At 70.7% G+C, this 14073-nt stretch carries 14 protein-coding genes; 5 read left to right on the forward strand and 9 right to left on the reverse strand.

The window, feature by feature from the left end:
* Nucleotides 1-108: 108 nt before the first annotated feature.
* Nucleotides 109-1464 (forward strand): IS4 family transposase, encoded by a 1356-nt coding sequence (locus FRANCCI3_RS15480; RefSeq protein WP_011437465.1) that lies wholly within the window; start codon nucleotides 109-111, stop codon nucleotides 1462-1464.
* Here the strand turns inward: FRANCCI3_RS15480 and FRANCCI3_RS24775 are convergent, their stop codons facing one another.
* Both FRANCCI3_RS24775 and FRANCCI3_RS15485 read right to left on the reverse strand, forming a co-directional pair.
* Nucleotides 1465-1710 (reverse strand): helix-turn-helix domain-containing protein, encoded by a 246-nt coding sequence (locus tag FRANCCI3_RS24775; RefSeq protein WP_011437466.1) that lies wholly within the window; start codon nucleotides 1708-1710, stop codon nucleotides 1465-1467.
* An 11-nt stretch (nucleotides 1711-1721) separates the two neighbouring features.
* A complete protein-coding gene (locus tag FRANCCI3_RS15485) occupies nucleotides 1722-2501 on the reverse strand; it encodes an aminotransferase class IV family protein (RefSeq protein ID WP_011437467.1) in 780 nt (259 codons plus the stop codon).
* A gap of 323 nt (nucleotides 2502-2824) precedes the next feature.
* Here FRANCCI3_RS15485 and FRANCCI3_RS15490 point away from each other — a divergent pair, with 323 nt between their 5' ends.
* Nucleotides 2825-3199 carry a hypothetical protein gene (locus tag FRANCCI3_RS15490; protein WP_035731665.1) on the forward strand — a complete coding sequence of 125 codons (375 nt, stop codon included), beginning with the start codon at nucleotides 2825-2827 and terminating at the stop codon, nucleotides 3197-3199.
* Here the strand turns inward: FRANCCI3_RS15490 and FRANCCI3_RS28235 are convergent.
* From FRANCCI3_RS28235 to FRANCCI3_RS15520, 7 genes are all read right to left on the reverse strand, one after another.
* Entirely contained in the window at nucleotides 3148-3888 is a 741-nt protein-coding gene (locus FRANCCI3_RS28235) for a hypothetical protein (protein WP_236701473.1), read from the reverse strand. The genes FRANCCI3_RS15490 and FRANCCI3_RS28235 overlap by 52 nt on opposite strands.
* A 125-nt stretch (nucleotides 3889-4013) precedes the next feature.
* Nucleotides 4014-4658 carry a DUF4277 domain-containing protein gene (locus FRANCCI3_RS28240; RefSeq protein WP_235187024.1) on the reverse strand — a complete coding sequence of 215 codons (645 nt, stop codon included), beginning with the start codon at nucleotides 4656-4658 and terminating at the stop codon, nucleotides 4014-4016.
* An 89-nt stretch (nucleotides 4659-4747) separates the two neighbouring features.
* Nucleotides 4748-6148, reverse strand: a complete 1401-nt coding sequence (locus FRANCCI3_RS15500; RefSeq protein ID WP_011437469.1) for a class II 3-deoxy-7-phosphoheptulonate synthase — start codon at nucleotides 6146-6148, stop codon at nucleotides 4748-4750.
* A 188-nt stretch (nucleotides 6149-6336) separates the two neighbouring features.
* Nucleotides 6337-7362, reverse strand: coding sequence for a 6-phosphofructokinase (locus tag FRANCCI3_RS15505; protein WP_011437470.1), 1026 nt, complete (start codon nucleotides 7360-7362; stop codon nucleotides 6337-6339).
* A gap of 127 nt (nucleotides 7363-7489) precedes the next feature.
* A complete protein-coding gene (locus FRANCCI3_RS15510; protein ID WP_011437471.1) occupies nucleotides 7490-8020 on the reverse strand; it encodes a polyadenylate-specific 3'-exoribonuclease AS in 531 nt (176 codons plus the stop codon).
* 4 nt (nucleotides 8021-8024) lie between these two features.
* Complete coding sequence (locus FRANCCI3_RS15515; RefSeq protein ID WP_108913565.1) at nucleotides 8025-9290, reverse strand: hypothetical protein; 1266 nt, start codon at nucleotides 9288-9290, stop codon at nucleotides 8025-8027.
* A gap of 308 nt (nucleotides 9291-9598) precedes the next feature.
* Nucleotides 9599-10480, reverse strand: coding sequence for a lysophospholipid acyltransferase family protein (locus tag FRANCCI3_RS15520; RefSeq protein WP_011437473.1), 882 nt, complete (start codon nucleotides 10478-10480; stop codon nucleotides 9599-9601).
* Nucleotides 10481-11094: 614 nt separating this feature from the next.
* On the opposite strand from FRANCCI3_RS15520, the gene FRANCCI3_RS15525 reads away from it, so the two are divergent.
* The 3 genes from FRANCCI3_RS15525 to FRANCCI3_RS15535 are packed head-to-tail and all read left to right on the forward strand — an operon-like array spanning nucleotide 11095 to nucleotide 14046.
* A complete protein-coding gene (locus FRANCCI3_RS15525) occupies nucleotides 11095-11892 on the forward strand; it encodes an alpha/beta hydrolase (RefSeq protein ID WP_011437474.1) in 798 nt (265 codons plus the stop codon).
* Nucleotides 11885-12751, forward strand: a complete 867-nt coding sequence (locus FRANCCI3_RS23570) for a hypothetical protein (RefSeq protein WP_011437475.1) — start codon at nucleotides 11885-11887, stop codon at nucleotides 12749-12751. Before FRANCCI3_RS15525 ends, FRANCCI3_RS23570 begins: the two co-directional genes overlap by 8 nt.
* A 50-nt stretch (nucleotides 12752-12801) precedes the next feature.
* Nucleotides 12802-14046: a hypothetical protein gene (locus FRANCCI3_RS15535; protein ID WP_011437476.1), complete on the forward strand. Its 1245-nt coding sequence runs from the start codon at nucleotides 12802-12804 to the stop codon at nucleotides 14044-14046.
* Nucleotides 14047-14073 lie beyond the last annotated feature (27 nt).

Consider the following 14073-nt stretch of genomic DNA (forward strand, 5'->3'; position numbering starts at 1 on the left):
CCGCGTCACGGGCTCGGGTCCCAATGCCGCTTCCACTAACTGGATCTTGATGGTCGTCGGTGTGTCGGTTCCGGCTGTTCTGTCTGGTTGCCGGCATGATCGGGGTGTGTGGCGGACAGTGAGGCGGTTGCGGGTAGCCAGCTGACGGACTGGATCTCTCTGGGGGTCCTGACGTCGTTCGTCCCGCGTGATGCGGTCGATGAGGCGATCGAGGCGACCGGGGCGGGTGCCCGGCGCTCCGACACGACGATCCCCCCGCAGGTCGTGGCCTATTTCGTGATGGCGCTCGCGTTGTTCGCGGACGACGACTACGAGACGGTCGCCCGCCGGCTCGCCGCCACGCTCACCGATCTCGACGTGGTGGGGCCGCGGTGGGAACCGACCTCGTCAGGGCTGACCAAGGCCCGCCAGCGGCTCGGTGCGGCGCCGCTGGCCGAACTGTTCGGTCAGGTCGCCGGGCCGGTCGCGGACCTGGACACGGTCGGGGCGTTCCTGAGCCGGTGGCGGCTGATGAGCATCGACGGGCTGGAATGGGATGCCCCCGCCTCGAAGGAGAACATCGCCGCGTTCGGCCTACCGGCCGGCCGCGTCGACGCGCCAGGGGTACTGCCGAAGGTCCGCGCGGTGACCGTGTCCGAGTGCGCCTCGCACGCGCCGGTCCTGGCCGCGTTCGGCCCGGCCGGTGGGGCGAAACCCGCCAGCGAGCAGGCACTGGCCCGGACTGTCTACCCGCGGCTGGCCTCGGACTGGCTGCTGCTCGCGGACCGTAACTTCTACTCGTGGGCGGACTGGTGCACCGCGGCGGACACCGGTGCGGCGCTGCTGTGGCGGGTCAAGGCCACCCTGCGCCTGCCCCCGCTGCGCGCGTTGTCCGACGGTTCCTATCTGACCGTGCTGGTCAACCCGAAGGTCACCGGGAAGGCCCGGGAGACCCTCGTCACCGCGGCCCGCGCCGGCGCGCCGCTGGACCCGACGAAAGCCCGTTACACCCGCCTCGTCGAGTACGACGTCCCCGACCGTGAGGGCGACGGGAAACACGAGATCACCGGCCTGCTCACCACGATCTGTGACCCGCGGGAGGCGACCGCGACCGCTCTGGCCGGGGCCTACCGGCAAAGATGGGAACACGAGGTCGCGATCGAAGACGCCAAACAACTCGTCGGCGTCGGCCAGGCCCGCAACCGGCTCGCCACCGCCGCGCAACGCGCCGTCCCGTTCGGCCTGACCTGCCAGACCCTCGCCTTCACCTGGTACCTCACCACCGGCCACCACCACGACGACGCCGCGGAGCACCGCGCCCGCGCGCCCTGGTACACCACCAAGACCCGGCCCTCGACCGCCGACCTGCTCGCCAAGCACCGCCGCGTCCTCATCGCCACCAAATACCAGCCCGCTCACCCCGAACAGCCCACCCCAGCCGAAATCCACACCCTCCGACTGGCCTGGGAGATCACCGCCGCATAACTACGAAAGTCGAGGTGTTAGTAGGAGTGCGAAACGCTCCTGGACGGAGGCCGGCGAGCAGGCGAGGGAGGTGTCGAGAGCTGCCTGATTGACCGGCCGGGGGGTGATGGTGTTGCTACCGGCCTCCCACTTCGAGACCATGCGCTCGCTGACGCCGATATGTGCCGCGAATGCTTGCAGGCTCATCCGTTTGGCCTGACGTAGTGCCCGGATCTCTCGTCCTGTCCAGCGGATCACGGTAGCCATCCGTGAGCTTCCTACTCCAGGGAATCGCCGGGGATGGCGATATAGGTGGCATGGAGTTCCCGTAGAATTGGATGGTCGTCGAGAAGGTTCACACCATCAATCATGTGGATCGGGCGGACGCCGATCGAAGTGTTAGTAGCAAAAGCCGCCTGCATGCTGCCGAGCATATCCAGGGTAACAGGGGCGGTGACGTGAGTGCCGACCTGCTGCAGGAGTCCCATGGTTACTCCAGGCAGGACGTCGGCTTTGGGCCAGATGACGTTGTCGCCATCAAAGAAACCGACGTTCCAGGTGGCGCCTTCGGAGACGACTCCTGTGGGATCGGTGAACAGCGCATCATCATAGCCGTCGAGTTGGGCACCGCGGCGATGGTACAGAGAGCCGAACAGGCCGACGTGTTTCACCATCGGAAGATCCCGCAAGTAGACGCAGGCCTTCACGCGTAGCGCCGGCAACACGGTCGGCGCGACCGGTCGAGTGGTCACCAGGATGTGTGGAGCGGCCGTCGCACCCGGGTGCCCGAGTTCCAGTGCTGGGTCGAAGACGGTGACGCGGACGACGAGCGAGCCGGTTCTGCCTCCGACCGCGTGACGGACCAGCTTCAGGACGTGTTCCGGATCGAGGTCGGCTGCAAAGACGATGCGGCAGTCACGGACCAGCCGGCTCAGGTGCAGCGGCAGGCCCCGTACCCGGCCATCATCGACGCGCATCGAGGTGAAGTGCCCGAGGTTGGTCAGGGCCAGCGCCGCGAGCGCCTCAGGGGTGACCGGGTGGCCGTCGAGTTCCGCCATGTCCTGGAGTCTGGCAGCCGGGGGCAGCCCGGCAAGCGGATGGGTGTCTGGGTCCGCCAAGTTCAGTGAAAGTTCGGTACTGGGACGGTGCAGTGACCTTGTGGGTGGAGCTCGTGTCGCGGCAATCTGGGGACTCTCTACAGAGTCATAACCCGCTAGTCCCACCCACTTCCCGATCTTGGACACTGAGCTGGCGGTCGGGATCCCAATGCTGCCTCCACCCGCAGAAGCGGTCCGGGAGACTTCACCTCGCGCCCATTTATCGAGACGCTTGTTCAGAGATGCATGGAGATGACGAAAGCATCTATTCGCCATGGGCCCACGTGACCAGACCCACGAACGAACCCGGGGCCGCCGGCCGGACGCCCGCCGAGGGCCACCAGCCCAGCCCTGACCGGTCGTCGTCCAGCGCCGTGCTGCGTTCCGGAGTCGGACAGGGCGTGGTGGCCGGGGTGGGGAGGGAGCCGGTCGGAGCGGCCGTTGACGGCGCTCACTCCCCACCGCTCCCGATCCGGACGCCACATCCGGGCTGGGGTGTGGTCGAGCTGGACGTGAACGGCCGAGTTGTCCGGATCATCGTCGGTGAGCCGGAGTTCCGCAGCCCTGCCGATGCCGATCTGTACGCCCGCAGCAGAGGTCTTCCTGATCACCGCGTCGCGCCGGTTGACCTCGGCAGTCGGGTGCCGCCCAGGCTCTGAGACAGAGGCTGCCCCGGCCCGTCCATCCCGGCGCAGCTTCCCGGGATCCGAAACGGGGCCGCCCCGTCCACAGACGGCCCGTCCAGCACCCCGCCCACGGTGCGGCCTGCGACCGCGAGCGGGCCCTTGAACGCGCCGTAGCGACGTTCGACGACTTCCTGGCCTTTGTAGCGGGCGAGTACCTCGGCGGGGCCGATGGTGTCGGGCAGGTTGGTCAGCAGGGCGTACCAGCCGTCGGTGGCGGCCTCGGCGTCGAGCGCGGCGGAGTCGAAGTGCCAGGTCAGGGCCGGTTTCCCGGTGTCCGGATCGACGCTGGTGGCGGCGACGAGGTAGCGGGTGACGCGGTGTTTCGTCGCCAGCAGGGTCAGGCGGGCTTTCACCGCGGCTTCGGTGCGGTAGAGGTGGTGGCTGCCCGCGGCGCGGGTGAGGGTGTCGAGGTCGGTGCGGGCGCGGTCGAGTTTGAGTGCGCGGGCGGCTTTGGCGGCCTGGTCGTTCGCGGACGACCAGATGAACACCGTGCGCACGGTGACCGCCGCGTCGGTCTTGCGGGGCCCCCGCAGGGTTGTCACGCCCTCGCGGGCCCGGTAAGTCGCCCGGGCGTGGATCGGCTTGTCCTGGTCGCGCGCCGCGACGTGGTCGACGAGGGTGGCGGTGGCCCAGTCCTGGGCGGCTAGGACCTGCGCGGGCACGGCCGTCGTCGGTGCCGGCGCGAGGAACGTGACCCCAGGCGTGGAGGTCAGCGCGGTCAGGTTGGGGTAGGAGACGAGTTTGCTGTCGCCGACCAGCAGGAACCGCCGTTCGCCGGCGATCGTGGTCAGGGCGCGTATCGCGGCGGTGACCTGGGAGACCTGACTGACCTCACCGGCGCCGCCGTCGTAGGCGCGGTGGACCAGCGGGATCCCGCCGTCGCCGGTGACCGCGGGCCCGGTCTGGACCTTTTGAGGTCGGGGCGGCGGTCCTTGGGATGGCCGTACTTCGGGGTCGCGTAGTCGCCGTCGACCTCGGGGTAGGCGCCGTGCAGCGAGATCGACGTCATGCCCCAGTGGATCCGGGACACGTCGAGGCCGAACGCGGTGATCGCCGCGGCGCCGACCGAGCCGACGACGGCCTCGCAGACCGGGGCGAGCGCGTCCAGCGCCCGACCGACCCGGTCGTCGTTCAACACGTCCGGCGCGAGGCCGAACATCTCCTCGACCGCCCACTGGCGTGCCCACCGTTCGACGTGCAGCAGCGGGGTCGGCGAGGTCAGCCGGTTGGCGACCAGCGCGGCAATCACCTGCCCGTGGCTGGCCCGGTTGACCTTGTCACGCATCGGGGCGAGCCGGTCGATCGTGCCCGCGACATCGAGGCGGGCCAGGTAGTCACGCACGACGGGCAGCGCGCCGAGCGGCTTCTCGACGCTCGGCGGCCCGTAGTCCATCGCGACCGTCACAGCCAGGAACAGTCCCAGACCCGTCACTACCGATCGCGGTCACCCCGACGTGATCCGAACAAGAGATCAAGCAGCTGGCTCATCGCACGCACGCACGTGCGGAAGACAAGTCCAGCTCACGAGGGCCACGGCGCGCCGCGTTCTCCCCGCGTGTTCTGCAGCATCTCGGCGACGAGGAAGGCCAGTTCTAGCGCCTGCCCGGTGTTCAGACGGGGGTCGCAGGCGGTCTCGTAACGGCCGCCGAGGTCGTCTTCCCCGATGAGTTCGGCCCCACCGAGGCACTCGGTGACGTTCTCCCCGGTCAGCTCGATGTGCAGGCCACCGGGGTGGGTGCCCAACGCCTTGTGGACCTCGAAGAAGCCGAAGACCTCGTCGAGGACATCGTCGAAGTGGCGCGTCTTGACGCCGCCCACGTCACGGGTGTTGCCGTGCATCGGATCGCACGACCACACCACTGGCGGCCCGGCGGCGTTGACCTTCTCGATGATCGGGGGCAGCGTGTCCCGGACCCGCTTTGCCCCCATCCGGGAGATCAGGGTGAGCCGGCCGGGGACATGGTCGGGGTTGAGCCGCTCGGCAAGCTCGAGGACCTCGTCCGGGCCAGCCTTCGGCCCGATCTTGCAGCCGATCGGATTGCCCACCCGGGACAGCAGGTCGACGTGGGCACCGTCGAGGTCCCGGGTCCGCTCGCCGATCCAGATCATGTGGGCGGACAGGTCGTACGGGTCGCCGGTGGCGTCCTCGATCCGGGTCAGGGCACGCTCGTACTCCAGCAGGAGGCCCTCGTGACTCGTGAACAGCTCGACCCCGGTCAGCGCGGCGGTCCGATCGAGGTCGATGCCGCAGGCGGCCATGAAGGCGAGGGCACGCTCGATGTCCGTCGCCATCACCTCGTAGCGGCGACCCGCCGCGGAATCCCGCACGAACGCCTTGTTCCACTCGTGGACCTTCGACAGGTCGGCGAAACCTCCGGTGGCGAAGGCCCGCACGAGGTTCAGCGCGACTGCGCTCTGGTGGTAGGCGGCGACCATCCGCATCGGATCGGGCTGCCGCGCGGCGGCCGTGGGCGCGATGTCGTTGACGGCGTCGCCCCGGTAGGAGGGCAGCCCGGTGCTGGCCTCGATGTCCGCGGACCGCGGCTTGGCGTACTGCCCGGCGATGCGGGCGACCTTCACCACCGGCGTGCTCGCGCCATAGGTGAGGACGACCGCCATCTGCAGCAGCGTCTTGACCTTGTCCCGAATCTTGTCGGCGGTGTTCGCCACGAAGGTCTCGGCGCAGTCACCGCCCTGCAACAGGAACGCCTCGCCCCGAGCGACCAGCGCGAGACGGTCGGTCAGGGACCGGATCTCGGGCGCGGTGACCAGCGGGGGGAGGGCCGCAAGCTGGTCATGGGCGGCTCTCAACTCTGCCGGGTCGGGCCAGGACGGCTGCTGCTTGGCCGGAAGGGTCCGCCAGAGATCCAGTACGCTCACCACACCAGGGTACGGCCCAGGTCGAGCTCGAGCGGTCACCATCGCCCGACATCTTCCCGGGAATCGGCGTCTTCCCTTGGACAGGCATCCGCCCGGAACTCGGCACCCGGCCCTGGCTCCCGAATCGGGACCGGATCCTGGACCGAAATCAGATCCTGGAGCGGGATCGGTTCCCGGACCGGGATCGGTTCCCGGAGCGGATCCGGCCCGACGGCCCGCCCCTCCCCCGGTCAGCCGAAGAAGATCTCGGCCTCGTGGTAGAGCTCCTCGGGCACCGTCTTGAGCTCGCGGGTCGCATCCTGCAGCGGAACCCGGTCGATGCGGGTGCCGTGCAGGGCGACCATCACCCCGAAGTCGCCTTCGTGCACGGCGTCGACGGCGTGCAGTCCGAAACGCGTCGCGAGCCATCGATCGAAGGCCGTGGGCGTGCCGCCGCGCTGCAGATGCCCGAGCACCGTCGCGCGCGCGTCACGACCGGTGCGGGCGCGGATCTCGGTCTCCAGGACCGCCCCGATGCCCTGCAGGCGGACATGCCCGAAGGCATCGACCTCACCCTCCCTGGCGACCAGGGTACCCGTGATCGGGACGGCACCCTCGGCCGCGACGATGATCGGCGCGTAGTGGGTGGCGAACCGGGCTTCGACGAAGGCGCACACCTTGTCGAAGTCGAACGGCCGCTCCGGGATGAGAATGACGTTGGCTCCCCCCGCCATGCCGCTGTGCAGAGCGATCCACCCGGCATGACGGCCCATGACCTCAACGATCAACACCCGGTGATGGCTTTCCGCGGTGGTGTGCAGCCGGTCGATCGCCTCCGTGGCGATGTTGACCGCGGTGTCGAAACCGAAGGTGTAGTCCGTCGCGGAGAGGTCGTTGTCGATGGTCTTGGGCACTCCGACCACGGGCAGTCCCTCGGCGTGTAGTTGGGCGGCCACCCCCAGGGTGTCCTCCCCGCCGATCGCGATGAGCGCGTCCACCTCGGCTGCGGCGAGGTGCTCGCGCACCAGCGCCGGCCCGTCCACGGCGGCGTAGGGATTGGTGCGGCTGGAGCCGAGGATCGTGCCGCCACGCGGGAGGATCCCCCGCACGGCCGCGATGTCCAAGGGGACCGTCTCGCCGGTCAGCGGCCCTCGCCAGCCGTCCCGGTACCCGACAAAGCTGTGGCCGTAGACGCTCTCTCCCTTGCGCACGACGGCCCGGATCACCGCGTTGAGTCCCGGGCAGTCGCCGCCGCCGGTCAGTACGCCGATCCTCATCCCGAGTCCTCTCGTCGACCGTACACCGCTTTCTCCGGCGGCAGCGTAGCGGGAGAGCCACACTTCAGGACAACAGCGCGGTCACGTGGCGTGGCAATGACGAGGCCGCCACGGCCACGTCATCGACTCATCGGGATGGGTTCGACACGGCGGCGACCTGGGCGCGCAGCGGGGCGAGAACCCGCCACCGGGCGAGGTTGTGCAAGGCGTCGGCGAGCGCATCGTGGGCGTTGGGCGGCGGTGCGGGAAGAACCGGCCGGCCCACTTCCTCCCACAGCTGACGCAGGTCCCGGGTGAAGCGGGGCAGCTGGGCGGGCAGGGCGGTCATCGTGCCAAAGAGCTGGCAGAGCACCACGTGGTCATAGGCCCCGTACCAGGCCCACAGCTCGGGGGCACCGCCCGCGGTCAACAGCGCGGCGACCTCGTCGCGGATTCGGGCCCGCGGCTTCCACGCCTCGTCCGATGGCGACGGCAGCTGGTCGAGGACGTTGCGACGGACCCAGGGCACAGCCCACGACGGGTCGAACTCGGTCGACACGGCATAGTACCGCTGTGTGCCGTCCTCGCTGACGATTCCGACGCTGACCAGATCGAGCCAGTGATGACCGGTGTCGGCGCGTTCGATGAACTCGGTGTCGTAAAAGAAGCGGGTTCCCACCGGCTCAGTCTCCTCCGGCCGAGGTGTCCGCCATGGTCGGCCGCTCGACCGCGGACCACCCCGGGCCGGGGCCCGAGCGCCGGCGCCACGGGCGCAGCAAGGCCCCGAGCAGCAGCGCCGCCAAGGCGGCACCGACCAACGGCAGCAGCCACAGCAGCGGCCCGGAGTACTCCTCCGTGGCGTCATCCCCGGACGCCGCCACCCGCGGACCGTCCGGTCCCGGCGACCGCCCTCCCGCCGGGACGATCGCCGGCGTCGCGCGGCAGCCGGCCGAACCCGCGACGGACGGCGGAGTCACCGCGGGACCGGTCGCCGGAGAGACCCGGACCTCGACCCGGGCGGCGCCGGGATCACTGACGAGGCAGAGCAGACCCGCCCCGGGCGCGGACGTCACCCGCGCCCCGGTGACCTGCACCTGGTAGCCCGTCGGATAGGACCAGGCCGGCACGCTGATCGCGGTCGCCGTGCCGGCAGCGAGGGGCGGCCCGGCCGACGGCGCGGTCCGATAGGCCACCGTCAGCACCCGCGACGCGTCGAAGCGCAACACCTCCGGTACCCCGGCGATGGCCACGGGGTAGGGGCGGACGATGTCCGCGGGCGGGGCGGGCGCCCGGCGTTCGGCGCCGCCGAGCCCGACGGGCGCGGCGGTGCCCACCGTGCCCCCGGTCGGGCTCGGGACGTCGTAGAACCAGCTCAGGCCGAACGCGTCGGCGGAGGCGACGAGACCGCGGACACTGACCGCCGACCCGTCCTTCCAGCCGACCAGGTATCCGGTCGGATCATTGACCGCCACCGTCGATGCGGCGTCGAACGGGGCAGGCCGCTCCCGCCACAGCAGGTGCGCGCCGTCATGCGCGGCCACCGCCGCAACGAGACCCGCACCGCCGCCACCACCATCGGGCACCTCGTAGCCGAGCAGGCCCGGCACATCGCGGAACCGCGTCGCCAACCGTTCGAGCCCCGCGGCGAGGCCGGCGACGGAGGGCACGTAGCCCGCCGAGGAGGGCACGATCCGCAGCGTGACCCGCAACCCGCGGTCGGTGAACATGCGGGTGAGGGCGGCGGCCTGGTCGAGTCCGGGGTCGGCGGGCGTGGTCGCCGCGCCGGCACCGTCGAGGACCGGCCCACCGGAGGTCGCCGGGAAGCGGCCGCCGCTGGCCATCGGGACCGCCAGGCGCACCCCGGTAAATCCGAAGCCGACCCAGGTGTCGATGTCCCCGGCGGTGGGCGTCACCCCGGCCGGCACCGTGATTCCATGCAGGACGACCACCCGGCGATCACTGTCCGTAAGATACGTTCCCGAGCGACCGATCGTATCGGCCGGGGCAGCGCCCACGGACGGTCCAACGGGTCCAGCAGGTGCGGCGGGTCCAGCGGGGGAACCGGCCGCCGAGGCCCCGGGCACCGGGCCCGTTCCCGCGAGGCAGCCGACGATCAGGCCGAGCGCGACCAGAAGTGGACGCCGTCCCGGGAATCGCCGGGGATGTTCGAAGCCGCCGCGACGCCGACCGATCGCCGTCCAGCCAGGAACGCTGTCACCACACACCGGACCATCCTGCCGTGCCCACCGCAAACGGGTCAGACCGCCCGGTCGATCCGGTCTTTGGTGGCACGTGGGTTCGCCGGCGCCGTGACCGGCAGCCCGAGCTGATCCGGAGACCGAGCCGGCGTCGCCGCCCCAGGGGAACCCGGCGCTGTGCCGGTGGACGCCGGGGAGACCGATGCCGTGCCAGTAGACGCCGCGGCCGCCCCGGCAGCCGCCTGTGCCCGGGCGGCCGCGAGCTCCTCCTTGGCCCGCTTCGCGTACAGGTCCACGTACTCCTGGCCGGACAGGGCCATCAGCTCGTACATGATCTCGTCGGTGACCGAGCGCAGGACGAAACGATCATCTGCCATGGCCGCGTAGCGGCTGAAGTCGAGCGGGCGGCCGATGCGGATGCCGACCCGACGGATCTTCGGCACCAGCTGGCCCGGCGGCTGAACCTCGAAAGTCCCGATCATCGCCACGGGGATGACCGGGACCCCGGCCTCCAGCGCCAAGCGCGCGACACCGACCTTGCCGCGGTAGAGCCGGCCGTCCGGGGATCGGGTGCCCTCCGGATAGATCCCGAGCAGGCGGCCCTGGCGGAGCACCCGGACCCCCGAGCGCAACGCGCCCTCGCTCGCCTTGCCGCCGCTGCGATCGATCGGGATCTGGCCGACGCCGCTGAAGAACACCCGCTTGAACCACCCCTTGACGCCCGCCTCGGTGAAGTAGTCGCTCTTCGCCAGGTAGGTGACACGGCGGGGGACGACCAGCGACAGGAAGAGGTGGTCCAGGAAGGAGAGATGGTTGCCGGCGAGGATCGCGGGCCCCTCCAGGGGGATGTTCTCCGCCCCCTCGACCCAGGGACGCCAGAACAGTCGCAGGACAGGTGTCAGGAATACCTTGACCACCCAGTAGAACAAGACAGCTCCCACCTGGTCACCGCCGCACGACGACGGCCCGCCGGGGGCGCCCGTGGCCAGTCGCCCGTCTTCATCCGCCGACGCCGATCACACCTGGCCCGAACCTCCCACGAACCGACCGGCCGGTCGGGCACCGGGGCGCACGCCGCCGGTCCACGACCCGCGGCCTCGTCGGGGTCCGCCACGGAGACCCCGACGATCCTTGCGACCCCACCGCGCCGGGTCGCCCAGGGCCGGGTCGCCAGGATGATGGGCTTGTTCGAGCCTAAGGAGAGGTCATCACGACGTCCACCGAACGGGGTCTACCCCGCTCGGCGTGTCATTCTCCGGTGCCGGCCAGGAAACCTGACGGCGGGCCCCCAACCCCCCGCGGACCGCGCCTCGATCCCGATGTCCCGCGCGCGTGGCCACCCATCACCGATATCATCAGGCGGAGACTTTCCGTCCGGCGGCTTCTGCGCAGCGATGTTGCGCAGCGATGTTGCGCAGCGAGTGAGACACGCACGACCGTGGCCTCAGCCCGCGGACCGTGCGAGCATGCGTTTACCGGCGTTTTCCCTCCGCGCGTCGCCGGACCCGCATCGCGGCATACGGGCGGGCGCGCGAGGCACGAAGGGCGGATCACGATGGCGGGTGTCACCGGTGCGGCCGTCCTCCCGGGCGCGGAACCGTTCGAGTTCGAGGGTGGGTCGGTCGGCGTGCTGCTGGTCCACGGGTTCACCGGCTCCCCGGGCAGCATGCGGCCCTGGGGCGAGTACCTCTCCGCAGTCGGACTGACAGTCTCGTGCCCGCTGCTGCCCGGCCATGGCACCCGCTGGCAGGACATGGTGCCCACTACCTGGCCGGACTGGTACGCTACGGCGGAGACCGCGTTTCTGCGGCTGCGGACCACCTGCGAGCAGGTCTTCGTCATGGGGCTGTCGATGGGCGGGACCCTGGCCCTGCGGCTGGCCGAGCAGCACGGCGGGGACCTCGCCGGCCTCGTCACGGTGAATCCCAGCCTCACCACCGACCGGTGGCACGCGGCGTTCGCCCCGCTGCTGAGCCGGGTGATCCCCGCCGTGCCTGGCGTGGCTGGCGACGTGAAGGCCGAGGGCGTGCCCGAGGTCGGTTACGACCGGGTACCCCTGCGCCCGTTCGCGTCGCTGCGCCAACTGTGGGCGGTGACCCGGCCGGAGCTCGGTCGGATCGTCTGTCCGGTCCTCACCTACCGCAGCGTCGTCGACCATGTGGTGGAAGCCAGCTCCGGCGCGATTCTGCTGGCCGGGCTGCGCGCCCCGGCCGAAGAACGACTGTTGGAGAACAGTTACCACGTCGCGACGCTCGACAACGACCGAGAAACGATCTTCGACGGAAGTCTGGAATTCGTCCGGCGGCACGCGCCACGCGCGCTCGTGCCCGACGCGCCCTGCGGCGATGACTGAGCGGTCACCGGGTTCAGGACCCGGCGAGCACCGGCCCTCGCCGGCGGACGGCGCCGCGCCCGAGGGGGCTCCCCTCGGCGGGCCGGGCGGCGCCCCCGCCGGTGGCGGTGGCACCTCCGCGAACCGCGAGGAGCCGACCGGCGGCGGATCCACGCCCGGTGCCGCGCCCACGGCCGGCCGGGGTGGCGGCGGTCTCGACGGCGACAGCGACGGATCCGCGACAACCGCGGGGGGCGACGCACCGCGGCCCTCCCCGCGCTCCCAGAAAGCCGACGACGCCGCGTTCTTCGAACTCATCGCGCGCTTCGACGAGGAGCCCGAATCCCACCGGTGGCCGGCTGCGGAGGATCTGGACGACACCCGCCGCCCCACTGTGATCATCCTACGTCCGCCGTTCGAGCCGGCTGCTCCGCCCGTGTCGGAGGACCGGACCGAACCCGGGCTCGACCAGTTGCCGTTCCCGTCCGCGGGCGGCGAGGGCGGCCGACGGGGACGCGGCGGCACCGAGGACCTCGTCGTCGACCTCGGCGATCTGCCGGGTTCCGGCCAGCTCCCGGAGGGTCTGGACGACCCGGATCTGGATCCGGATCCGGATCTGGACCCGGACGGCGAGCACTACGAGCCGCCACCCCCGCCACCGCTGCCACGGATCAGGCCCGTGACACGCTGGGCGCTCGGTTCGATCGCCCTCGGTGTGATGTTCCTCGTCGTTCCGGACCTGATCGACTTCAACCAGTCCCGAACCCAGAACGTCGCCGGGGTTCTGCTGATCCTCGGCGGGGTCGGCACGCTGGTCGCGCGGATGGGAGACCGTCCGCCCACGGACTTCGACGGCCCCGACGACGGCGCGGTGGTCTGAGCGCGGCGTGGCAGCCGTCGTACCGGCACCGAGATGGAAGGGCGTGGGGCGTGCAATATCACGAAAAGGTCGAAGTCCACGGACATCTCATGGATACGGGCGTGCTGGCCCGGGTTCTCGATGACGTGCTGGACTATGGCGGTGACTATCGGGTCGTTCGTATCGACCTGGGGCGCAGCCACGATGACGAGTCCCACGCGGTCATCACGGTGGGGGCCGACTCACCGAGTCAGCTCATGCGCATTCTGATGCGGATCCAGGTCCACGGCGTGAACAAGATCGAGTCTGGCACGGCCCGGTGCGAGCCGGCCGACCGCGACGGCGTCTTCCCCCCGGACTTCTACTCCACCACCAATCTGGAGACCGTCGTCCACCTCGACGGCCAGTGGGTGCCGGTGGAGCATCCCGAGATGGACTGCGGCCTGGTGGTCTCGCACGGCCGGGTGCGAACGGTACCGGTCACCGACGTGCGCGCGGGAGACATGATCGTGTGCGGCGTGGACGGGGTGAAGGTCGTCCTGCCGGTCACCGCCCATTCCAGCCGGATCTACGAGGAGTACGAATCCCTGGCCGCCCCGCTGCCGAGCTCCACCCAGCCGCAGGCGGTCCTGGTCCGGGCGATCGCCCGCCAGATCCGCGAGGTGAAGGCCGAGGGCTCGCAGGTGCTCTGGGTGGCGGGTCAGGCGGTGGTGAGCACCGGAGCCGGGCCGGCGCTGGTCGCCCTCGTCGGGGCTGGCTATGTCGACGTGCTGTTCGCCGGCAACGCGCTGGCGACACTCGACGTGGAGGCTGCCCTCTACGGATCGCCGCTGGGGCTCGGGCCGCTGCGCAGCGGCCGGGTGCAGCGCGGCAGCGAGCAGCACATCCGCGCGGTCAACACGATCCGCCGGGAGGGATCCATCCGGGCCGCCGTGGAGTCCGGCGTGCTCACCCAGGGGATCATGCACGCGATGGTCAAGGCCAACAAGACCTTCGTGCTCGTCGGATCGGTCCGCGACGAAGGCCCGCTGCCCGACGTCCACACCGACGTCCTGGCAGGCCAGCGGGCGATGCGCGCCGCGCTACGGGGGGTGGCGTTCGCCCTCATGATCGCCAGCGCCCAGCACTCCGTGGCCACCGGCAACATCCTGCCGGCCTCGGTCCCGGTGGCCTGCGTGGACGTCAACCCCTCGACGGTGCACGCCCTCATCGAACGCACCAGCGCGCACGCGGTCGGCGTCGTCGCCGACACCGGGCTGTTCCTCGAGGAGCTCGCCGCCGAACTGGTACCCGACTACCGGGCCTCCCCCGCGTAGCGGCTTCGCCGCGACGCGGGGACCCCT

The organism is Frankia casuarinae (assembly GCF_000013345.1).
Taxonomy (GTDB): domain Bacteria; phylum Actinomycetota; class Actinomycetes; order Frankiales; family Frankiaceae; genus Frankia; species Frankia casuarinae.

What these genes read in the sequence shown, in the direction of transcription:
- FRANCCI3_RS24775 (WP_011437466.1), bottom strand. Translation starts at nt 1,710, where the DNA reads ATGGCTACCGTGATCCGCTGGACAGGACGAGAGATCCGGGCACTACGT.
- FRANCCI3_RS15485 (WP_011437467.1), bottom strand. Translation starts at nt 2,501, where the DNA reads ATGGCGGAACTCGACGGCCACCCGGTCACCCCTGAGGCGCTCGCGGCG.
- FRANCCI3_RS15500 (WP_011437469.1), bottom strand. Translation starts at nt 6,148, where the DNA reads ATGGTGACCGCTCGAGCTCGACCTGGGCCGTACCCTGGTGTGGTGAGC.
- FRANCCI3_RS15505 (WP_011437470.1), bottom strand. Translation starts at nt 7,362, where the DNA reads ATGAGGATCGGCGTACTGACCGGCGGCGGCGACTGCCCGGGACTCAAC.
- FRANCCI3_RS15525 (WP_011437474.1), top strand. Translation starts at nt 11,095, where the DNA reads ATGGCGGGTGTCACCGGTGCGGCCGTCCTCCCGGGCGCGGAACCGTTC.
- FRANCCI3_RS23570 (WP_011437475.1), top strand. Translation starts at nt 11,885, where the DNA reads ATGACTGAGCGGTCACCGGGTTCAGGACCCGGCGAGCACCGGCCCTCG.